General features: G+C 71.8%; 18 protein-coding genes. 7 read left to right on the top strand and 11 right to left on the bottom strand.

Annotation, left to right across the window (positions count from 1 at the left end; translation table 11 throughout):
* Positions 1-110: 110 nt before the first annotated feature.
* Positions 111-722, bottom strand: a complete 612-nt coding sequence (locus NUV38_RS12750; protein WP_257729479.1) for a GNAT family N-acetyltransferase — start codon at positions 720-722, stop codon at positions 111-113.
* Positions 723-1,583: a 3-hydroxybutyryl-CoA dehydrogenase gene (locus NUV38_RS12745; protein ID WP_257729478.1), complete on the bottom strand. Its 861-nt coding sequence runs from the start codon at positions 1,581-1,583 to the stop codon at positions 723-725.
* A 145-nt stretch (positions 1,584-1,728) separates the two neighbouring features.
* Between NUV38_RS12745 and NUV38_RS12740 the strand changes: the two genes are divergently transcribed.
* Positions 1,729-2,145: a hypothetical protein gene (locus tag NUV38_RS12740; RefSeq protein ID WP_257729477.1), complete on the top strand. Its 417-nt coding sequence runs from the start codon at positions 1,729-1,731 to the stop codon at positions 2,143-2,145.
* A 59-nt stretch (positions 2,146-2,204) separates the two neighbouring features.
* Here the strand turns inward: NUV38_RS12740 and NUV38_RS12735 are convergent, their stop codons facing one another.
* From NUV38_RS12735 to NUV38_RS12715, 5 genes are all read right to left on the bottom strand, one after another.
* Complete coding sequence (locus NUV38_RS12735; RefSeq protein ID WP_257729476.1) at positions 2,205-3,578, bottom strand: FAD-dependent oxidoreductase; 1,374 nt, start codon at positions 3,576-3,578, stop codon at positions 2,205-2,207.
* A 173-nt stretch (positions 3,579-3,751) separates the two neighbouring features.
* On the bottom strand, positions 3,752-4,537 hold the full coding sequence (locus NUV38_RS12730) for an ABC transporter permease (RefSeq protein ID WP_257729475.1): 786 nt from the start codon (positions 4,535-4,537) through the stop codon (positions 3,752-3,754).
* A 44-nt stretch (positions 4,538-4,581) separates the two neighbouring features.
* Positions 4,582-5,460, bottom strand: a complete 879-nt coding sequence (locus NUV38_RS12725) for an ABC transporter ATP-binding protein (protein WP_257729474.1) — start codon at positions 5,458-5,460, stop codon at positions 4,582-4,584.
* Positions 5,457-5,753, bottom strand: a complete 297-nt coding sequence (locus tag NUV38_RS12720; protein ID WP_257729473.1) for a transcriptional regulator — start codon at positions 5,751-5,753, stop codon at positions 5,457-5,459. Before NUV38_RS12720 ends, NUV38_RS12725 begins: the two co-directional genes overlap by 4 nt.
* A complete protein-coding gene (locus tag NUV38_RS12715) occupies positions 5,750-6,370 on the bottom strand; it encodes a hypothetical protein (protein WP_257729472.1) in 621 nt (206 codons plus the stop codon). Before NUV38_RS12715 ends, NUV38_RS12720 begins: the two co-directional genes overlap by 4 nt.
* Positions 6,371-6,568: 198 nt before the next feature.
* Between NUV38_RS12715 and NUV38_RS12710 the strand changes: the two genes are divergently transcribed.
* The 4 genes from NUV38_RS12710 to clpB all read left to right on the top strand — a co-directional run bounded on the left by NUV38_RS12710 (position 6,569) and on the right by clpB (position 12,576).
* Positions 6,569-7,033, top strand: a complete 465-nt coding sequence (locus NUV38_RS12710; protein WP_257729471.1) for an FMN-binding protein — start codon at positions 6,569-6,571, stop codon at positions 7,031-7,033.
* A gap of 34 nt (positions 7,034-7,067) precedes the next feature.
* Positions 7,068-7,943 carry an FAD:protein FMN transferase gene (locus tag NUV38_RS12705; RefSeq protein ID WP_257729470.1) on the top strand — a complete coding sequence of 292 codons (876 nt, stop codon included), beginning with the start codon at positions 7,068-7,070 and terminating at the stop codon, positions 7,941-7,943.
* Positions 7,940-9,556 (top strand): FAD-dependent oxidoreductase, encoded by a 1,617-nt coding sequence (locus NUV38_RS12700; RefSeq protein WP_257729469.1) that lies wholly within the window; start codon positions 7,940-7,942, stop codon positions 9,554-9,556. The genes NUV38_RS12705 and NUV38_RS12700 overlap by 4 nt, the downstream gene beginning before the upstream one ends.
* 398 nt (positions 9,557-9,954) lie before the next feature.
* Positions 9,955-12,576, top strand: coding sequence for an ATP-dependent chaperone ClpB (gene clpB, locus NUV38_RS12695; protein WP_257729468.1), 2,622 nt, complete (start codon positions 9,955-9,957; stop codon positions 12,574-12,576).
* 31 nt (positions 12,577-12,607) lie between these two features.
* Here clpB and NUV38_RS12690 read toward each other — a convergent pair whose 3' ends face one another.
* Entirely contained in the window at positions 12,608-13,138 is a 531-nt protein-coding gene (locus tag NUV38_RS12690; RefSeq protein ID WP_257729467.1) for a VanZ family protein, read from the bottom strand.
* An 88-nt stretch (positions 13,139-13,226) separates the two neighbouring features.
* Here NUV38_RS12690 and NUV38_RS12685 point away from each other — a divergent pair, with 88 nt between their 5' ends.
* Together NUV38_RS12685 and NUV38_RS12680 are read left to right on the top strand one after the other, a co-directional pair.
* The gene (locus NUV38_RS12685; protein ID WP_257729466.1) at positions 13,227-14,267 is read left to right on the top strand and encodes a hypothetical protein; all 1,041 of its coding nucleotides are present in this window, start codon (positions 13,227-13,229) and stop codon (positions 14,265-14,267) included.
* 63 nt (positions 14,268-14,330) lie between these two features.
* The gene (locus NUV38_RS12680; RefSeq protein ID WP_257729465.1) at positions 14,331-15,695 is read left to right on the top strand and encodes an NAD(P)/FAD-dependent oxidoreductase; all 1,365 of its coding nucleotides are present in this window, start codon (positions 14,331-14,333) and stop codon (positions 15,693-15,695) included.
* Between the two features lie 120 nt (positions 15,696-15,815).
* Here the strand turns inward: NUV38_RS12680 and NUV38_RS12675 are convergent, their stop codons facing one another.
* From NUV38_RS12675 to NUV38_RS12665, 3 genes are all read right to left on the bottom strand, one after another.
* Positions 15,816-16,568 carry a helical backbone metal receptor gene (locus NUV38_RS12675; protein WP_257729464.1) on the bottom strand — a complete coding sequence of 251 codons (753 nt, stop codon included), beginning with the start codon at positions 16,566-16,568 and terminating at the stop codon, positions 15,816-15,818.
* The gene (locus NUV38_RS12670; protein ID WP_257729463.1) at positions 16,565-16,732 is read right to left on the bottom strand and encodes an MmpS family transport accessory protein; all 168 of its coding nucleotides are present in this window, start codon (positions 16,730-16,732) and stop codon (positions 16,565-16,567) included. The genes NUV38_RS12675 and NUV38_RS12670 overlap by 4 nt, the downstream gene beginning before the upstream one ends.
* A 61-nt stretch (positions 16,733-16,793) precedes the next feature.
* Positions 16,794-17,294, bottom strand: a complete 501-nt coding sequence (locus NUV38_RS12665) for a thioesterase family protein (RefSeq protein WP_257729462.1) — start codon at positions 17,292-17,294, stop codon at positions 16,794-16,796.
* Positions 17,295-17,359 lie beyond the last annotated feature (65 nt).

The following is a 17,359-nucleotide window of genomic DNA, read 5'->3' as shown; positions in this document are numbered from 1 at the left end:
TGGTCGAGTAGCGGGCACGCGCGAGGGACGAGCGTCGTGGCTGCGTATCGAGACCTTGGGGTGGTGATCTCGATACGCACCCACGTGCTCGCTGGCGCTCGCCGTCGGCGCTACTCGACCACCGGAAGGCGTGGGGCCGCGCGCCACTCGTCGGCGAGGAGGGCGTAGCCGAGGGTGTCGACCCAGCCGAGGTCGCGGTGGAGACTGTCCCGGACGCCGTGCAGCTCGCGGCGCATCCCGACGCGCTCCATGAGGCGCCACGACGGCTCGTTGAGGGCGAAGCACTCCGCCCTGACCCGGCGCACGTCGAGGTCCTCGAAGCAGATCCGCAGCAGCTCCTCCACCGCCTCCGTCATGAGGCCGCGACCGTGGTGGACCGGCGACAGCACCCAGGCGAGCACCGCGACGGAACCCCGAGCCTGCTCACGGACGTCGCGCTGGGCCCACGCGTCCTCCACCACCAGCATCATGTCGCCGACGACGGCGCCCGAGACCTCGACGGCCAGCGAGTGCGCGAGGTCCTGCTCGGTGAAGTGGGAGGCCATCACCTCCTCGCGCGAGCGGGCCGGGCGGCCGAGCCAGCGGCCGACGTCGGGGTCGCTCCGGTAGGCGTGGACCGCGTCGACGTCGTCGACGGTCAGGGGTCGTAGCGTCAGGCGCGAGGTGCGACGGGGCCACACCAGGTCGGTGAGGCCAGGACGCAGGTTCTCGTCGTCGGGCACTCAGCGATCGTAGGGGTAGAACCCGTGGCCGGACTTCTTGCCGAGCAGGCCCGCGTCGACCATGCGGTCCAGGACCGGGGGCGGGGAGTACAGGGGCTCCTTGAACTCCTCGTACATCGAGACGCCGATGGCGCGCACGGTGTCGAGGCCGATCAGGTCGGCCAGGGCCAGCGGGCCCATCGGGTGCCCGCACCCGAGCACCATGCCGGAGTCGATGTCGGCCGCCGAGGCGTACCCCGCCTCGTACATGCGGATCGCCGACAGCAGGTACGGCACGAGCAGGCTGTTGACCACGAAGCCGGCTCGGTCGGTGGCCTCGATCGGCTCCTTGCCGAGCGTCTCGGAGACGAACGACTGCATGCGCTGCAGCGTCTCGGGGCTCGTGGTGAGCGACGGGATGAGCTCGACCAGCTTCATCACCGGGGCGGGGTTGAAGAAGTGCACGCCCATGACGCGGTCGGCGCGACCCGACACGGCGCCGAGCTTGACGATCGGGATGGACGACGTGTTCGACGCAAGAACGGCGTCGTCGGACTCCAGCAGGGAGCCGAGCGTGCGGAACAGCTCGAGCTTCGTCTGCTCGTCCTCGCTGGCGGCCTCGACCACCAGGTCGCGGTCGGCCAGCGCCTCCAGGTCGGCCGTGAACGTGATGTGCTCGAGGGTCTCCGCGACGTCCTCGGACGTCATCTTGCCGCGCTTCTCGGCCCGGCGCAGCGAGCCCTCGACCCGCTCCGCGGCACGCTTGGCGGCGTCGTCGTCCACCTCCACCGTGACCACGGACAGACCCGCGCGGGCACCGACCTCCGTGATGCCGGACCCCATGAGTCCGCCCCCGACGACACCCAGTCGCGCGATCGTCATCGTCTCTTCCTCACCCTCGATTGCTCGGACGTCCAACGATCTCCAGCGTACGGGACGCCACCGTGCGAACGTGAGGCGACCCTCAGGTGTGATCCGGACGCGTGGTGCGGCCGGACGAGCGGGGTCGACGTGGTGGGATAGGGCCATGCGTGCACGTCGTGGGGCCCTGCTGGCCCCCATCCTGGCCGTCGCGGTGCTGACGGTGGGCTGCAGCGGCGACGACCCCGAACCCGCCACGAAGCCGACGGTGACCGCGTCGCCCACGGCCAGCGGCCTGCCGGCGGGGACACCCGTGCCCGAGCTGCTCTCCGGCGTCCGGTGCAACCCCGACGACGACGGCGTCTGGGCAGCGGTCGGCACGGTCTCCAACCCCACCAAGAACCCGGTCAGCTACCAGGTGAGCGCCCAGGTGGGTCCGGCCGACGGTGCGGGACCGGCCACCACCCGCCGGCTGGTCGACGTCGCCGCCGGGACGAAGGTGCGGTTCGCGCTGGACGAGATCCCCACGTCGTCGCCGGACGGCCCGTGCCACCTGCAGCTGCTCGCCCTCCAGCCCGACTGACCCCGGACACGGCACGAGGGGCCGACCGCGTGCGGCCGACCCCTCGTGCTCGGGCTGCGTCAGGAGCGGGCGATGCTCACCATGTCCTCACGCGGTACGACCTTCACGCGCTCACGCTCGTGCTCGTGGGCCTCGCCGAGGCCCATCTCGTGGGCGTCGAGCTTCTCCCAGCCCTCCCACGTCGTGTACTCCAGGCCGCGTGAGTCGAGGTAGGCGTCCACGGACTGGGGCTCCGGCTGCGCCGCCTGGGCGAGCGTGGGAGCGTCCTCGAGCAGCATCGAGATCGTCTGGGCCGCGTCGGACTTGGTGTGGCCGATGAGGCCGACCGGTCCGCGCTTGATCCAGCCGGTGACGTAGGCACCGGGCAGGGCGGAGCCGTCGATCTCCACGACCCGGCCGCCGTCGTTGGGCACGACGCCGGCGGTGATGTCGAAGGGCAGGCCGGGCAGGTTGTCGGAGTAGTAGCCGACGGCCCGGTAGACGGCCTGGACCGGCCAGTCCACGAGCTCGCCCGTGCCGCGGACGTTGCCCGTGCCGTCGAGCTCGGTGACCTCGGTGCGCAGGCCGGTGACCTTGCCGTCCTCGCCCAGGATCTCGACGGGGTTCTGGCAGAAGTGGATGTGGATGCGGTGCGGGGCGCCGGTGGGCTCCTTGGCCAGGTAGTTCTGCAGCACGTCGACGACGAGCTTCTGGCTCTTCGCGGCCCGGATCGCCTCGAGCGAGCCCTCGTCGAGCTCGAAGCCCTCGGGGTGGACGATGACGTCGATGGTCGGGGAGTGGCTGAGCTCGCGCAGCTCCATGGGCGTGAACTTGACCTGCGCGGGACCGCGGCGCGCGAACACGTGCACGTCCTTCGTGACGTTCTTCTTCAGGCCCTCGTAGACGTTGTCGGGAATCTCGGTGACGAGCAGCTCCTCGGCGGTCTTGGCCAGGATGCGCGAGACGTCGAGGCCGACGTTGCCGACGCCGAGCACCGCGACGGACTCCTGGTGCGGCTGGAAGGGCCACTCGCGGTCGACGTCGGGGTGCCCGTCGTACCAGTACACGAAGTCGGCGGCACCGTGCGAGCCGTCGAGGTCGATGCCCGGGATGTCGAGGTCGCGGTCGCGGCGCGCGCCGGTCGCGAACACGACGGCGTCGTAGAACTGCCGCAGGTCGTCGAGCTTGAGGTCGTCGCCGAACGCGACGTTGCCGAAGAAGCGGATGTCGTCGTTGGCCATGACGCGCTTGAGCGCCTTGACGATCTCCTTGATGCGCGGGTGGTCCGGCGCGACGCCGTAGCGGATCAGGCCGAAGGGCGTGGGGTCGCGCTCGAGGAGGTCGACGCTCGCGCCCTCGAAGGGTGCGGGGACCTCGGACTTGGTGAGGATGTCGGCGGCGTAGACGCCGGCGGGGCCGGCGCCGACGATCGCGACCCTGAGCTTCCTGCTCATCAGTGTGACTCCTGGGGGCTTGCGGGCACACCGACCGGATCATGCGGTGTGCATGAGGCCATCCTAAGTTCTCCGCCCCAACGCTGCGCAGTCGTCCGCGGTGCGAGATCGCCCACGTCCGGCGCGCGGCCGAGCGCGGCGAGCCGTCCGGCGATCGGGCCCGGCTCGCCCGGTCAGCGGAAGCGACGACCCTCGTCGCGGCGGAACGCCCAGACGGTGACCGCGCCGGCGGCGAGCGTCCAGCCGAGCAGGACCAGCAGCTGGGTGGGCTCGGCGTCCGACCCCGTCATCGCCGAGACCACGAGGTCGCGCGCCGCTCGCGTGGGCGTGGCCTGCGAGGCGGCGTCGAGCCACGACGGGAAGGTCTCGGGCGGGACGAACAGGCCGCCCAGGAAGGCGAGCGGGAACAGCACGATCTGGGCCACGGCCAGCGCGGCCTTCGGGCGCAGCGAGTACCCGATGGCGAAGCCGATCACGAGGAACGGGACGCCACAGGTCAGCAGCGTCAGGCCCACCAGCGGCAGGCGAAGCAGGGGGACGTCCGCGTCGGTGAGCAGCGTCGAGATCAGGGCGACCGGCAGCAGGCCCAGGGCGCTCAGCACCACGCCGGTGACGATCCGGGCCACGAGCGGCGCCACGGGGCCGGCGGGGAGCGACCGGATGAACGTGTCGAAGGGGCGTTGCCGGTCCTCGGCGATGCCGGCGCCGTAGGTGAACAGGCAGACGGACACGATCGAGAAGAGCGCGATCTGGCCGGTGGCGGCCGTCGCGGCGGCAGGGTCGCCCGCGACCGTGCGCTGCGGCACGACGAAGCACAGCAGCACGAGGGCCGGGAACGCCACCGTGCTCACGATGACGATCGGCTCGCGCAGCGCCTCGAGGACGGACAGCCGGGTGTGGGCGAGGGTGATGCGCAGCGCGGGTGCGGTGCGTCGTGGTGCGGCGGTGGTCGTGGTCATGGGGTCCCCCGTGGATCCTGGGTGGGCTGGATGGACTGGGTGGGTCAGGCGGCGGTGAGGTGGGTGAAGGCGTCCTCGAGCGAGGCGCCGCGGACGCGCAGCCGGGCGAACTCGGCGGCGCCGTCGACGAGGGCCCGGACGACGAGGTCGGCGTCGCGGGCGAGGACGACCACCTGGTCGCCGTCGACCTGCACGTCGACCACGCCGTCGAGCTCGGCCACGCGGCCCGTGGTCCCGGACCAGGAGAGCCGGTCCACGTCGACCCGGCCGAGCACGCGCTCGAGGGTGTCGTCGACGAGCACCCGGCCCTCGGCCATGACGGCCACCCGGTCCGACAGCTGCTCGACCTCCTCGAGGTGGTGGCTGGTCAGCAGGACGGCGACGCCGTCGTCGCGGTGGGCTCGGATGCCCTGCCAGAGCGCGTGCCGGGCGTCGACGTCGAGCCCGGTCGTCGGCTCGTCGAGCAGGACCAGGGCGGGGCGTCCCACGAGGGCCAGCGCGCAGGCGAGCCGTCGCTTCTGCCCACCGGACAGGCCCCCGCACCGCCGGTCGGCGAGATCGGCGATGCCGAACCGGTCGAGCGCCTCCAGGGTCGGGAGCGGGTCCGCGTGGTGGTCGGCCACGAAGCGCACGACCTCCGCGGCGGTGAGGGACTCGGGCAGGCCGGTCTCCTGCGGCGTCACGCCGATCACGGCACGGTGCGCCGGCCGACGGGGGTCGAGCCCGAGCACGCGGACCGTGCCGGTGTCGGGCGTGCGCAGGCCGGAGACCATCGACAGCAGCGTGGTCTTGCCCGCGCCGTTCGGGCCGAGCAGGCCGACGACCTGCCCGGCACGGACCTCCAGGCTGACGTCGTCGACGGCGGGTCGGTTGCCGAACGATCGGCTGACGTGGTCGATGGTCAGGACGGGTGTGCGGGTCATGAGTCCCCCTGGATGAGCTGACGGAGCGTTCGGGTGTACGTCTCGAAGGCCGTGCGGCCCGTGTCGGTGAGGCCGACGTAGGTGACGGGGCTGCGACCGTTGATGGTCTTGGTCTGCTCGACGTAGCCGGCGTCCTCGAGCTTGCGCAGGTGGGTGGAGAGGTTGCCGGCGGTCATGCCGAGCTCCTTCTGCAGGCGGGGGAAGGTGAGCGTCTCGCCGGGCGCGAGCACGGCCAGGAAGGCCGTGACCCGGAGGCGGGCCTGCGCGTGGATGACGGGGTCGAGCTCGCTCACGGCCGGGCCGCCCGGTCGCGTGCCGCCGCCACGGTCGCGACGGCGAACCCGCCGCCGCCGAGCACCGCCATGGCGAGGTACAGGTGGGCGCCGCCGACGAAGGAGGCGATCCCCACGACCACGGCGATCCAGCCGCCGAGGACGAGCTGGCGTCGGTCGCGCAGGGCTGCGCCGGTGCCCATGTAGAGGCACGCGACGACGAGACACGGCAGGCCGTTGTAGACGATGGCCGCGGCGTCGCCCTCGATGCCGGCGCGTCCGATCGCGCCCGCCGTGAGGCTGCTGCCGATGAAGCCGAGGGGCCACGCCCAGCCGAGCATCGTGTTGGTCTCGGCGTCGGGCCCGCCGGTGCCGCGCGTCCGGCCCTCGATGTGCGCGACCGTGACCACGATGGCGGCCACGATGAGCACGCCGAAGACGATCGGTCCGGGCAGTCCCGGCTGCCCCTCCGGGCCGGCCCACACGAACAGGGCCAGGTAGCCGATGCCCCAGGCCAGCGCCCAGACGCCGTAGACCACCCGTTCGTCCACGCGGACGGAACGGCGGGCGCGCTCGCGCTCGGACTCGATCAGCGCCCAGCTCTCGGCGAGGTCGGGTGCTCGGTCGTCGTCGCTCATGGATCCTCCGCAAAGCAGTTTGTAGTGCAAAGTAGATTGCACGCCTCTTCGCGGAAGGTCAAGACCCCGGCGGGAGTCCCGGGTGCTGTGGCTCCGCTGTGGAGTGCGCGAGGATGGAACCTCGCGGAGGTCGGGTCCGTTGGGCTGGTTGACGACGCAACCACATCCGCGTCCCAGCCCGACTGACTGGAGAGACCCATGACCCTGCGCCGCCACCAGAAGGCCCTGATGGCCCTCACGGCCACCTCGACCCTGCTCTTCACCGCCGCGTGCGGGAGCGACGCCGACTCCGACGCCGGCTCGTCCTCCTCGAGCTCGGCCACCAGCGAGGCCGCCGACGACAGCGGGTCGTCCGAGGCGTCGGGCGACTACGCGGCCGGCACCTACGAGGGCTCCGGCAGCTACTCCAACCCCGGCGGCACCTCCGAGGTCGACGTCGAGATCACCCTCGGCGACGGCGGCGTCATCGACGACGTGACCGTCACGCCCAAGGCGTCCGGCACCTCGAAGCAGTTCCAGGAGAAGTTCGCCGGTGGCATCGCCGACGAGATCGTCGGGAAGAACATCGACGACATCGACGTCTCCAAGGTCGCCGGCTCCTCCCTCACGTCCGGCGGCTTCAACGAGGCCGTCGACCAGATCAAGTCCGAAGCCCAGGCCTGAGCCTGCGGCCCCGACCTTCGCGCACCCTGACGACATGGCCACCTGGACCTTCGAGGCGATCGGCACGCGGTGGGAGGTCGACACCGCGGAGCCCCTCGATCCCGAGGTGCAGGTGGCGGTTCTCGGGGTCATCGAGCGGTTCGACCGCGGGTGGTCGCGCTTCCGCAGCGACTCCGCCGTCACTGCGATGGCGCAGGTCGCGGGCAGCTGGGAGCTCGAGGACGCGGAGTGGCTCCTGGGCTTCTACGACGAGCTGCACGCCGCGACCGACGGGGCGGTGACGCCGCTGGTGGGTCGGTCGCTGGTCGAGCTCGGCTACGACGCCGACTACTCCCTGCGCCCGACGGGCCGTGACGTGGTGCCCGACGACTGGTCGTCGCTGCGGCGGGACGGCGCCGTGACGATCGACCGGCGAGGAGTCACGACCACCCGGCCCCTGCTGCTCGACGTCGGGGCCGCCGGCAAGGGCCTGCTCGTCGAGCACGTGGCCGACGTGCTGCGGGTGCGCGGGCTGAACCAGGTGACGGTCGACGCCAGTGGCGACCTCTACCACGCCGGGACCACGCCCATCCGTGTCGCGCTCGAGCACCCCGCTGATCCGTCTCGCGCGATCGGCGTTCTGGAGGTCCAGCCGGAGGATGCCCTCTGTGCCTCGGCGGTCAACCGCCGCACCTGGGGCAATGGCCTTCACCACGTCGTCGACGGACGGACGGGCCGCCCCACCCACGACGTCGTCGCGGTCTGGACGCTCGTCGACCAGTCGTGCATGCGGGCCGACGGGCTCGCAACCGCGCACTTCTTCGCCGAGCCCGAGGTGCTGATGGACCTGCACCCGCACCACTTCGTCCGCATCCACGCCGACGGTCGCGTCCTGCGGTCGCCCGACCTCCCTGGGGAGCTGTTCACATGACTCGAAGCACGACGACGCGGTCTCGTCCGAGCATCGACGGGCTCCTCGGCCGCGTCACGATGTACCGGCTCGTCACGATCGTGCTGGCGGTGGTCGCGGCGGTGTACGTCGTGTTCACGGCGACCGGCGTGATCGAGGGCCTCTCCACCGTCGGCAACCTGGTGGCCCTCGCGGTGCTGCTGGTCGCCTCGGTCGGGTCGAACCGCCTGCTCGGCCTCGTCTGGCGTCTGAAGCCGCACGACGAGTCGGCGGTGATCACGGCACTCCTGCTGTTCTTCCTGTTCGCTCCGCTTCCCGAGGCGGCCGGGGGTGACGGCGCGGGCGTCGGCGCCGCGAACCTCGCCTGGCTGGCGGCCGCGGCGGTGCTGGCGAACGCGTCGAAGTACCTCTTGGCCTGGCGGGGGCGCCACGTGCTCAACCCGGCTGCGGCCGGTGCACTGCTCGTCGTCGTCGCGCAGTGGGCGGTGGGCCGGGAGTCGAGCATCAACGCGCTCTGGCAGACCGCGGCGACCGAGGCACTTGCCCCATTCGTCGCCGTGGGCGCCCTCCTGGTGCTCTGGAGGACGCGTCGGCTCGACGTCGGCCTGGTGTTCGCCGTGGTCGCGTTCGCCCTGGTGCTGACCGGCCTCACGGCGGGCTTCGGCACCCCGTTGTCGCAGGCGTGGCAGACGGCGCTGTACTCCTACCCGATCCTCTTCATGGCGGGCTTCATGGTGAGCGAGCCGCTCACCCTTCCGCCGCGGCGCGGGCAGCAGCTGGTCGTGGCCGCCGTCATGGCCGTGCTCCTGGCGTTCCCGACGTTCGCGTCGGTCCTCGAGGTCACCCCGCCCACGTGGGGGCCGCTCTCGATGACGCCGGAGCTCGCGATCGTGCTGGGCAACCTGGTCGCGTTCGCCTTCGCCCGCCGCACCGGCGTGGTGCTGGAGTCCGCGGGTGCGCGACGGCTGGCCGGCGACACGTGGGAGGTCGCCTTCCGCCCTCGCCGACGGGTGCGCTTCGAGCCCGGCCAGTACCTCGAGCTGCACCTCCCGCACGCCGGTGCCGACCGCCGCGGCGTGCGGCGTGTGTTCAGCATCAGCTCGCCCCCGCAGTCCGACGACCTGCGCATCGCGATTCGCGTGCCCGAGCCCGCGTCCTCGTTCAAGCGGGCGCTGGTGGACCTCGACGCGGGGCAGCGGGTGCGCGCGACGGGAGTCCACGGAGACTTCGTGTGGCCGCGCGACGCGAGCCGCCGCAGCGGCCGGCCTCTCCTGCTCGTGGCCGGCGGCATCGGGGTGACCCCGTTCCTGAGCCAGCTGCGCTCGGGCGAGGCGCGCGACGTGGTGCTCGTCTACGGGGTGCCCGACGGGGACGCGGTGCCGTACCGCGACGAGCTGGTGGCGACCGGCGTGCGGGTCGTGCTGGTCTCGCCGACCTCTCCCGGCGACCTGCCGGAGGGCTGGGTCCACGTGGCGGCCCCGTTCGTCACCGGCGAGGCGATCGACGAGGCGGTGCCCGACGCGGCCTCCCGCACGGCGTACGTGTCCGGTCCGCCCGCGATGGTCGCCGGCGTCCGATCCGCCCTGCGTTCCCGCTGCGCGGGTGTGCGGACGGACTACTTCTCCGGGTACTGACCTGCCGCTGCGCCAACGTCGGCTCCGCGTGGACCTGTGGGTGCGTCGGAGTTGTGGGTGTGTGGACCTGCGGGTGCGTCGGCGTGGCTCCGTGGGGAGGCGGCCTCCGAGAGGGCCTCGACGGGACGGGGGCGCGCGGCTCGGCCGAGTGACCCGGCCCCGGCCGAGCGTCTTGACGACCTCCGGTCGATTTCCGCCGCAGGAACTGACGTCAACGCGTCGAATCGCAGATTCGGACAGTTCCGGGGCGGTCGAGGGGCTCGGAATGCCCCTGAAGTGTCCGAAACGGAGGCCGTAGAGGGGTTCTCCAGAGTTGAGTGGAATGGACTCAACTCTGTGTACGTTGTACCTGATGTACGGCGAGTCGCGCCGACGGAAGGACGCACCAGGAGCAGCCCATGGACCTCTCGAACCTCACCACCCGCAGTCAGCAGGCGCTGGCCGCCGCGATGCAGCAGGCCGCAGCCGCCGGCAACCCGGCCATCGAACCGGCGCACGTGCTGACGGCCCTGCTCGCCCAGGACGGCGGGACCGCCGCACCCCTGCTGCAGGCCGCCGGCGTCGACGTCGCGGTCGTGAGGTCCGAGCTCAAGGCCGCGGTCGACGCGCTGCCGTCCGCGTCGGGCACCAGCGTCCAGAACCCGGGGCTGTCGCGCAGCACCCACGAGGTGCTGCAGCGCGCCGCCGACCTCGCCGCCGAGCTGGGTGACGAGTACATCTCCACCGAGCACCTCGCCGTGGGCGTCGCCACCGTCGCCTCGTCGGCCAAGGACGTGCTCGCCGCGCACGGTGCCACGCCCGATGCCCTCGGTGCCGCGTTCGAGACCGTCCGGGGTGGGGCCCGCGTCACCAGCGCCGACGCCGAGGACACGTACCAGGCGCTCGAGAAGTACGGCGTGGACCTGACGGCCGTGGCCCGCGAGGGCAAGCTCGACCCCGTCATCGGCCGCGACGCCGAGATCCGCCGTGTCGTGCAGGTGCTGAGCCGTCGCACCAAGAACAACCCGGTGCTCATCGGCGAGCCCGGCGTCGGCAAGACGGCCGTCGTCGAGGGCCTGGCCCAGCGCATCGTCGACGGCGACGTGCCGGAGTCCCTGCGTGGACGTCGGCTCATCAGCCTCGACCTCGGCGCGATGGTCGCCGGGGCCAAGTACCGCGGCGAGTTCGAGGAGCGGCTCAAGGCCGTGCTCGAGGAGATCAAGGCGTCCGACGGCCAGGTCATCACCTTCATCGACGAGCTGCACACCGTCGTGGGTGCCGGCGCCACCGGCGACTCCGCCATGGACGCCGGCAACATGCTGAAGCCGATGCTGGCGCGAGGCGAGCTGCGCATGATCGGCGCGACCACGCTCGACGAGTACCGCGAGAACGTCGAGAAGGACCCGGCGCTGGAGCGCCGCTTCCAGCAGGTCCTCGTCGGCGAGCCGTCGGTCGAGGACACCATCGCGATCCTGCGTGGGCTGAAGGAGCGGTACGAGGCCCACCACAAGGTCGCCATCGCCGACGCTGCGCTCGTGGCGGCCGCGACCCTCTCCGACCGGTACATCCCCGGTCGTCAGCTGCCCGACAAGGCCATCGACCTGGTCGACGAGGCCGGGTCGCGCCTGCGCATGGAGATCGACTCCAGCCCGGTCGAGATCGACGAGCTGCGCCGCGCGGTGGACCGCCTGCGCATGGAGGAGCTGCACCTGCAGAACGAGAGCGACGACGCGAGCCGCGACCGCCTCGACAAGCTGCGTGGCGAGCTGGCCGACAAGCAGGAGACCCTGCGGGCGCTCGAGCAGCGGTGGGAGAGCGAGAAGCAGAGCCTGAACGCGGTCGGCGAGATCAAGGAGCGCATCGACGAGGTGCGCATCGCCGCCGAGCGTGCCCAGCGCGAGGGTGACCTCGAGACGGCCGCGCGGCTGCTCTACAGCGAGATCCCCACCATGGAGGCGCAGCTGGCCGCGGCCCAGGAGGCCGAGTCGGCGCGCGAGTCCGGCGACGACGAGGACCGGCTGGTCAACGAGGAGGTCACGGCCGACGAGATCGCCGAGGTGGTCGCGGCGTGGACCGGCATCCCCACGGGCCGTCTGCTCGAGGGCGAGACGGGCAAGCTCCTGCGCATGGAGGACGAGCTGGGCAAGCGGCTCATCGGCCAGCGCGAGGCGGTCACGGCCGTCTCCGACGCGGTGCGCCGCAGCCGGGCCGGCATCGCCGACCCCGACCGCCCGACGGGCTCGTTCCTGTTCCTCGGCCCCACGGGCGTCGGCAAGACCGAGCTGGCCAAGACGCTGGCCGAGTTCCTGTTCGACGACGAGCGCGCGATGGTGCGCATCGACATGAGCGAGTACGCCGAGAAGCACGCGGTCTCGCGGCTCGTCGGCGCCCCTCCCGGCTACGTCGGCTACGACGAGGGCGGGCAGCTGACCGAGGCGGTCCGACGTCGGCCCTACTCGGTGGTGCTGCTCGACGAGGTCGAGAAGGCGCACCCGGAGGTCTTCGACATCCTCCTGCAGGTGCTCGACGACGGTCGTCTGACCGACGGGCAGGGCCGGACGGTTGACTTCCGCAACGTCATCCTCATCCTCACCTCGAACCTGGGCTCGGCGTTCCTGGCCGACCCGGCGCTCGACGACGCGGCGAAGAGGAGTGCGGTGATGGACGTGGTCAAGGCCTCGTTCAAGCCGGAGTTCCTGAACCGCCTCGACGAGATCGTGACCTTCGAGCCGCTGGGCACGGCGGAGCTGACGCACATCGTGGACCTGCAGCTGGCCTCGCTCGGTCGACGCCTGGAGGCGCGGCGCATCACGCTCGACGTGACCGACGCGGCGAAGGAGTGGCTGGCGCTCACCGGCTGGGACCCCGCGTACGGGGCCCGTCCGCTGCGCCGGCTCGTGCAGCAGGCCATCGGCGACCGGCTCGCGAAGGCCCTGCTGGCCGGCGAGGTCCGCGACGGCGACACGGTGCGCGTCGACCGCGAGCTGGACGCCGACGGGCTGCCCGTCGACGCACTCTCGGTGCAGGCTGACCCAGCCTGACGCAGGCCAGTCGTCGGCGACGGCGCAGCGCTCAGCGCCAGCGGAACCGGTCGACGACGGAGCGGGCACGCGGCACCCGTTCGACGGCGGCGAGCAGGCCGAGCCCGAGAGCGGCGCCGACGATGTTGGACAGCAGGTCGTCGACGTCGGCCACGTGTCCGCCGCCGAGCAGCCCGCTCGCGAGGAGCTGGAGGAGCTCGATGCCGAGGCTGACTGCGGCGGCCACCGCGAGGCACTGCCACCACGGGGCGCGTCCGGCGACCAGCGACACGAGGATCCCGACGGGGACGAAGATGACCACGTTCGTCACGGCGTCGGCCCACTCGTAGTCCGCGAACGGGACGAGTGCCACGGACCAGTGGCTCGTGCGCGCGACGGAGTCCAGGTAGATCGGGAACACCGTGTTCGCGACGATCCCGGCACCGTAGGTGCAGACGAGTGCTGCGACGCCCGCCCGCGGCAGCGTGAGCAGGCCGCGGCGGTGCAACCGCCAGAGCAGCAGGACCATCGTCGCCCCTGCCACGGGGAGCACGACGGGCCAGACGGGGACCTCGCGAAACATCCGTCGTGCTCCTCTCGTGGTCCACCGGTCGGCCGGCCCATCGTGCACCACGCGGAGTCGGTGGGCCGTGCTGGCTAGGGTGGTCGACATGGCAGAACGCCCTCCGAGGCCACAGGCCCTGACCCTCACCTGCATCTTCGTGGGCGTGGGGTCGGCGCTCCTGCTCGTGAACCTGGTCTCGACGTTGTCGTCGTGGGGCTCCATCGAGCTGCAGGACGCGGTGCGCGAGGCGCTGGCCACCGAGCCGCTGAAGGAGGCCGGGATCGGCCTCGACCAGGCGCTCGACGCCCTGCGGTACGCCGCCTACGTCGGGGTGGTGCTCACGGCCTCGGCAGCGGTCTTCGCGCTCTACGCCGCCCGAGGTCATCGGACGTCGCGGGTCATGCTGACCATCCTGTGCGGCCTGGCGTTCCTGGTGTTCGCGGCGATGGGACTCCCGGGCCTGCTCCCGGCCGCCTTCGCCGGCGTGTGCGGATGGTCGTTGTGGACGGCCGAGTCGCGGCGCTGGTTCGACCAGGTGAACGGTCGGGCCGTGCCTGCTCTCGCGACGGCCACCCGCACCGGCGCGGCTGATCCCTTCGCAGCCGTGCCGCCGTCGTCGTCGCCCGAGGTCGGGGCCCCGGCGGCCTTCCCGTCCGACGGCGAGCAGCCCGCGAACCCCACATCGTCGCACCCCGTGCCGCCGCGCGCCGCCCCCGCCGCTCGACCACGGTCGGTCACCGTCGCCGTGGTCACCACCGTCGTCTCGTGCGCCGTGGTCGGCTTCTTCGGGCTGATCGCCCTGCTGGTGTCGACGATCGGGGCCGACGCCTACCGGTCCGCTCTCACCGAGCCAGGGATGGCGCAGGACTGGCTCCGCTCCGCCGGGGTCGACGCCGACCAGGTCATCGGGCTGCTGCGTCTGTCGTCGGCGGTCTGGCTCGTGCTCAGCGCCATCGGCCTGGCCGCCGCGATCGCCACCGCCAAGCGGCTGCCGGCCGGCGTCGTGACGCTCAGGATCGTCGCGGCCCTGACGGTGGGCGTGTCCGTCTTCTTCCTCCCGCTCGGCATCGTCACGGCTGCAGCGGCCGTGGTCGTGGTCGTGCAGCTGCGCCGCCCCGACGCGCGCGCCTGGCTCGCGCGGGCGTGACCGGGCTCACTGACCCCCTCGTCGGGAGGCGGCCCCCGGAACGGCGCGAGTAGAGTCTGAGGCATGAGCAGCAACGTCGTTCCCGCCCGAAAGCGCCCCCACGTCGTCGTGGTCGGAGGCGGATTCGGAGGCCTGTCGCTCGTCCGCAAGCTCAAGCGCGCCGACGTCGACATCACCCTCATCGACCGGCACACGTACAACACCTTCCAGCCGCTGCTGTACCAGGTCGCGACCGCGTCGCTGAACCCCGGCGACATCACCTGGTTCCTGCGTGCGGTGCGCGCCGACCAGAAGAACGTGCGCTTCGTGAAGGGCATCGTCACGAACATCGACCACCAGGCCAAGGTGCTGAGCCTGCACGGCGAGGTCTCGGTGACGTACGACTACCTGGTGCTCGCCAACGGAGTCACCACCAACTTCTTCGGCACCCCCGGGGCGGAGGAGTTCTCGCTCCCGCTCTACAAGCGTTCGCAGGCGCTGCAGGTGCGCGACCGGTTGTTCGAGAACCTCGAGGAGTTCGCGATCAACGGCCAGGACGAGGACCTGCGCATCATCGTCGTGGGCGGCGGTGCGACCGGCGTCGAGACCGCCGGCGCGTTCGCGGAGTTCCGCAACAACGACATGCCGACGACGTACCCCGAGCTCGACCGCGCGCGGATCCACGTCACCCTGCTCGAGATGGCCCCGAACGTCCTGGGCCCGTTCGACGAGAAGCTCCGTGCCTACGCCGAGCGGTCGCTGCTCAAGCGCGACGTCGACCTGCGGCTCAACACGGCCGTCAAGGAGGTCCGCGAGGACGGCGTGGTCGTCGAGAAGGACGGCGAGACCGAGTTCCTGTCGGCCGGCATCGTGGTGTGGGCCACGGGTGTCACGGCGCACCCGACGGTGCTCGACTGGGACGTGCCGCAGGGCCGCGGCGGCCGCATCGAGGTCGACGAGCACCTGCGCGTCAAGGATCGCGCCGACACGTTCGCCATCGGTGACATCGCGATCGGCCCCGACCCGCTCCCGCAGCTCGCGCAGCCCGCGATCCAGGGCGGCAAGCACGTCGCCAAGCTGATCAAGGCCGAGCTCAAGGGCAAGGCCGACCGGGTGAAGCCGTTCAAGTACTCCGACAAGGGCACCATGGCCACGATCGGCAAGTCGTCGGCCGTCGCGGAGATCACCTACATGCCGAAGCTTACGGGCTTCCCGGCCTGGATCATCTGGGTGGCCCTGCACATCGCGACCCTGCTGGGCAACCGCAACCGGTTCGCGACGCTCATCAACCTGTCGAGCAAGTACCTGTTCTCCGGCAGCCACAACGCGATCGTCGGCGAGACGCCCTACGTGGTGTCCAAGCACAAGCTCGAGATCACCCCCCTGGAGAAGCAGAAGGCCGAGCGTCGCGTGCTCGAGCGCAAGGCCGCCTCGCAGCGCCAGTCCTGACCCGCCCGGGTTCGCGATTCCCATCACCTGATGGGAATCGTGAGCTCACCGGCGGAACACCCCACTCACCATGGCGTGCACGCCATGGTGAGTGAGTGATCTCCAGGGTGAGTGGACGCCTCAGAGGTCGAGGGCGGTTCGCGCCTCGACCAGCGACGGTCCGTACCAGGTGAGCAGCCGGCCCGACACGAGCCGCGTCGGCGCCGACGTGAACGCCTCGGGACCGTCGTCGGGCCCGAACACGTAGGGCTCGTCGGGCAGCAGCACCAGGTCGACGTCCGGAGTGTCGACGTCGGCCAGTTCGACGTGCGGGTACCGCTCGGCGCTCGGTGCCCACCGCCCCACCGACACCGTCCACCCGAGCCGGCGCAGCAGGTCGGCGGTGAACGTGCGCGGACCGACGACCATCCACGGGTCACGCCAGATCGGCACGACCACGGTGCCGCGCGCCGCCGGCGCCGGGCCGCTCCAGGCGTCCTCCGCCGCGACGAGCCAGTCGGGCACACCCCACCCGAGCGCCTCGTCGAACAGACGACGCAGCGACCCGAGCGCCTCGTCCACGGTCTCGATCCGGGTGACCCACACCGGCACGCCGGCTTCCCGCAGACGTCGGACGTCGAGCTCGCGGTTCTCCTCCTGGTTCGCCACCACGAGGTCCGGACGCAGCTGCTCGATCGCGGCGCGATCGGGGTTCTTGGTGCCACGCACGCGCGCGACCTCGAGGTCGGTGGGGTGGGTGCACCAGTCGGTGGCGCCCACGAGCGCGTCGGGGCGGGCGACGGCCAGGCCCTCGGTGATGGACGGCACGAGGCTCACCACGCGGCGCGCCACGCGGGGGACGTCGACGTCGTGGCCGAGGTCGTCGAGCGTCACGACGGGCCGGACTCGTCCTCGCGCCGGGCCTGCGCCCGCTGTCTCGCCTCGGCCTGTGCCGCCCGACGCTCGGCGCCGTCACGGCCCCGCCACGAGGCGATGCCGAACCCAGCGACCACCAGCACCACCACGACTGCGACCGCGATCCAGACCCAGCCATCCATGAGTGTCCCTCTCGTCGATGTCCTTGCTACCCCATCGGGGGTCGCCTCGCCCGTCGAGACGTCAGCGACGCACTCCGAGGCCGCCGCTGAGGGGAAGGTCCCAGTCGGTGCGGTCGGTGGCGATGGCGGCGTCGAGCAGGGCGGCGACGTCGTCGGGGAAGGGGGTCGGCCGGCGGGTCGCGAAGTCGACGTGGACCGAGACCGCCTCCATCACGCAGGACAGCTCCTGCCGGGTGTGGTTGGTCATCAGCGCCGCGGCGTGGAGCACCTTGTCACTGCGGTCGACGATGATCACGCTCACCCCGATCCGGTCGCCCTCGAGGGACTCGCCGAGGTAGCGCAGGTGCTGCTCCGCGGTGAACGTGGTGAGGCCCCGCTCGGAGATGTAGGTCTCCGGCATGCCCAGCTCGTCCTGGTGACGGGCCCAGATCGCGTGCCCGCCGAAGGTGAAGTAGTGCCCGATGTTCATGTGGCGGTTCTCGTCGAGGTGCTCGGGCCCCACCACGTGCTCGTGCACCGTCGGGAGGGCTGCGACCTGGGCGTAGGTGGGGTGCGTCGTCACCTGACCGACCGTATCGGGCGCCGAGCGCGACGAACCCCGGGGCCACGACGTCGGTCGCGGACCCC

Source organism: Aeromicrobium sp. 50.2.37 (assembly GCF_024655735.1).
Classification (GTDB): Bacteria; Actinomycetota; Actinomycetes; order Propionibacteriales; family Nocardioidaceae; genus Aeromicrobium.
The sequence above is the reverse complement of the archived record's forward strand: the minus strand, read 5'-3'. Positions and strand labels throughout refer to the sequence as shown.

Coding starts and splice junctions, on each gene's coding strand:
- NUV38_RS12670 (WP_257729463.1), bottom strand. CDS start 16,732: ATGGATGGCTGGGTCTGGATCGCGGTCGCAGTCGTGGTGGTGCTGGTG.
- NUV38_RS12745 (WP_257729478.1), bottom strand. CDS start 1,583: ATGACGATCGCGCGACTGGGTGTCGTCGGGGGCGGACTCATGGGGTCC.
- NUV38_RS12715 (WP_257729472.1), bottom strand. CDS start 6,370: ATGAGCGACGACGACCGAGCACCCGACCTCGCCGAGAGCTGGGCGCTG.
- NUV38_RS12710 (WP_257729471.1), top strand. CDS start 6,569: ATGACCCTGCGCCGCCACCAGAAGGCCCTGATGGCCCTCACGGCCACC.
- NUV38_RS12740 (WP_257729477.1), top strand. CDS start 1,729: ATGCGTGCACGTCGTGGGGCCCTGCTGGCCCCCATCCTGGCCGTCGCG.
- NUV38_RS12685 (WP_257729466.1), top strand. CDS start 13,227: ATGGCAGAACGCCCTCCGAGGCCACAGGCCCTGACCCTCACCTGCATC.
- NUV38_RS12730 (WP_257729475.1), bottom strand. CDS start 4,537: ATGACCACGACCACCGCCGCACCACGACGCACCGCACCCGCGCTGCGC.
- NUV38_RS12735 (WP_257729476.1), bottom strand. CDS start 3,578: ATGAGCAGGAAGCTCAGGGTCGCGATCGTCGGCGCCGGCCCCGCCGGC.
- NUV38_RS12700 (WP_257729469.1), top strand. CDS start 7,940: ATGACTCGAAGCACGACGACGCGGTCTCGTCCGAGCATCGACGGGCTC.
- NUV38_RS12690 (WP_257729467.1), bottom strand. CDS start 13,138: ATGTTTCGCGAGGTCCCCGTCTGGCCCGTCGTGCTCCCCGTGGCAGGG.
- NUV38_RS12725 (WP_257729474.1), bottom strand. CDS start 5,460: ATGACCCGCACACCCGTCCTGACCATCGACCACGTCAGCCGATCGTTC.
- clpB (WP_257729468.1), top strand. CDS start 9,955: ATGGACCTCTCGAACCTCACCACCCGCAGTCAGCAGGCGCTGGCCGCC.
- NUV38_RS12680 (WP_257729465.1), top strand. CDS start 14,331: ATGAGCAGCAACGTCGTTCCCGCCCGAAAGCGCCCCCACGTCGTCGTG.
- NUV38_RS12705 (WP_257729470.1), top strand. CDS start 7,068: ATGGCCACCTGGACCTTCGAGGCGATCGGCACGCGGTGGGAGGTCGAC.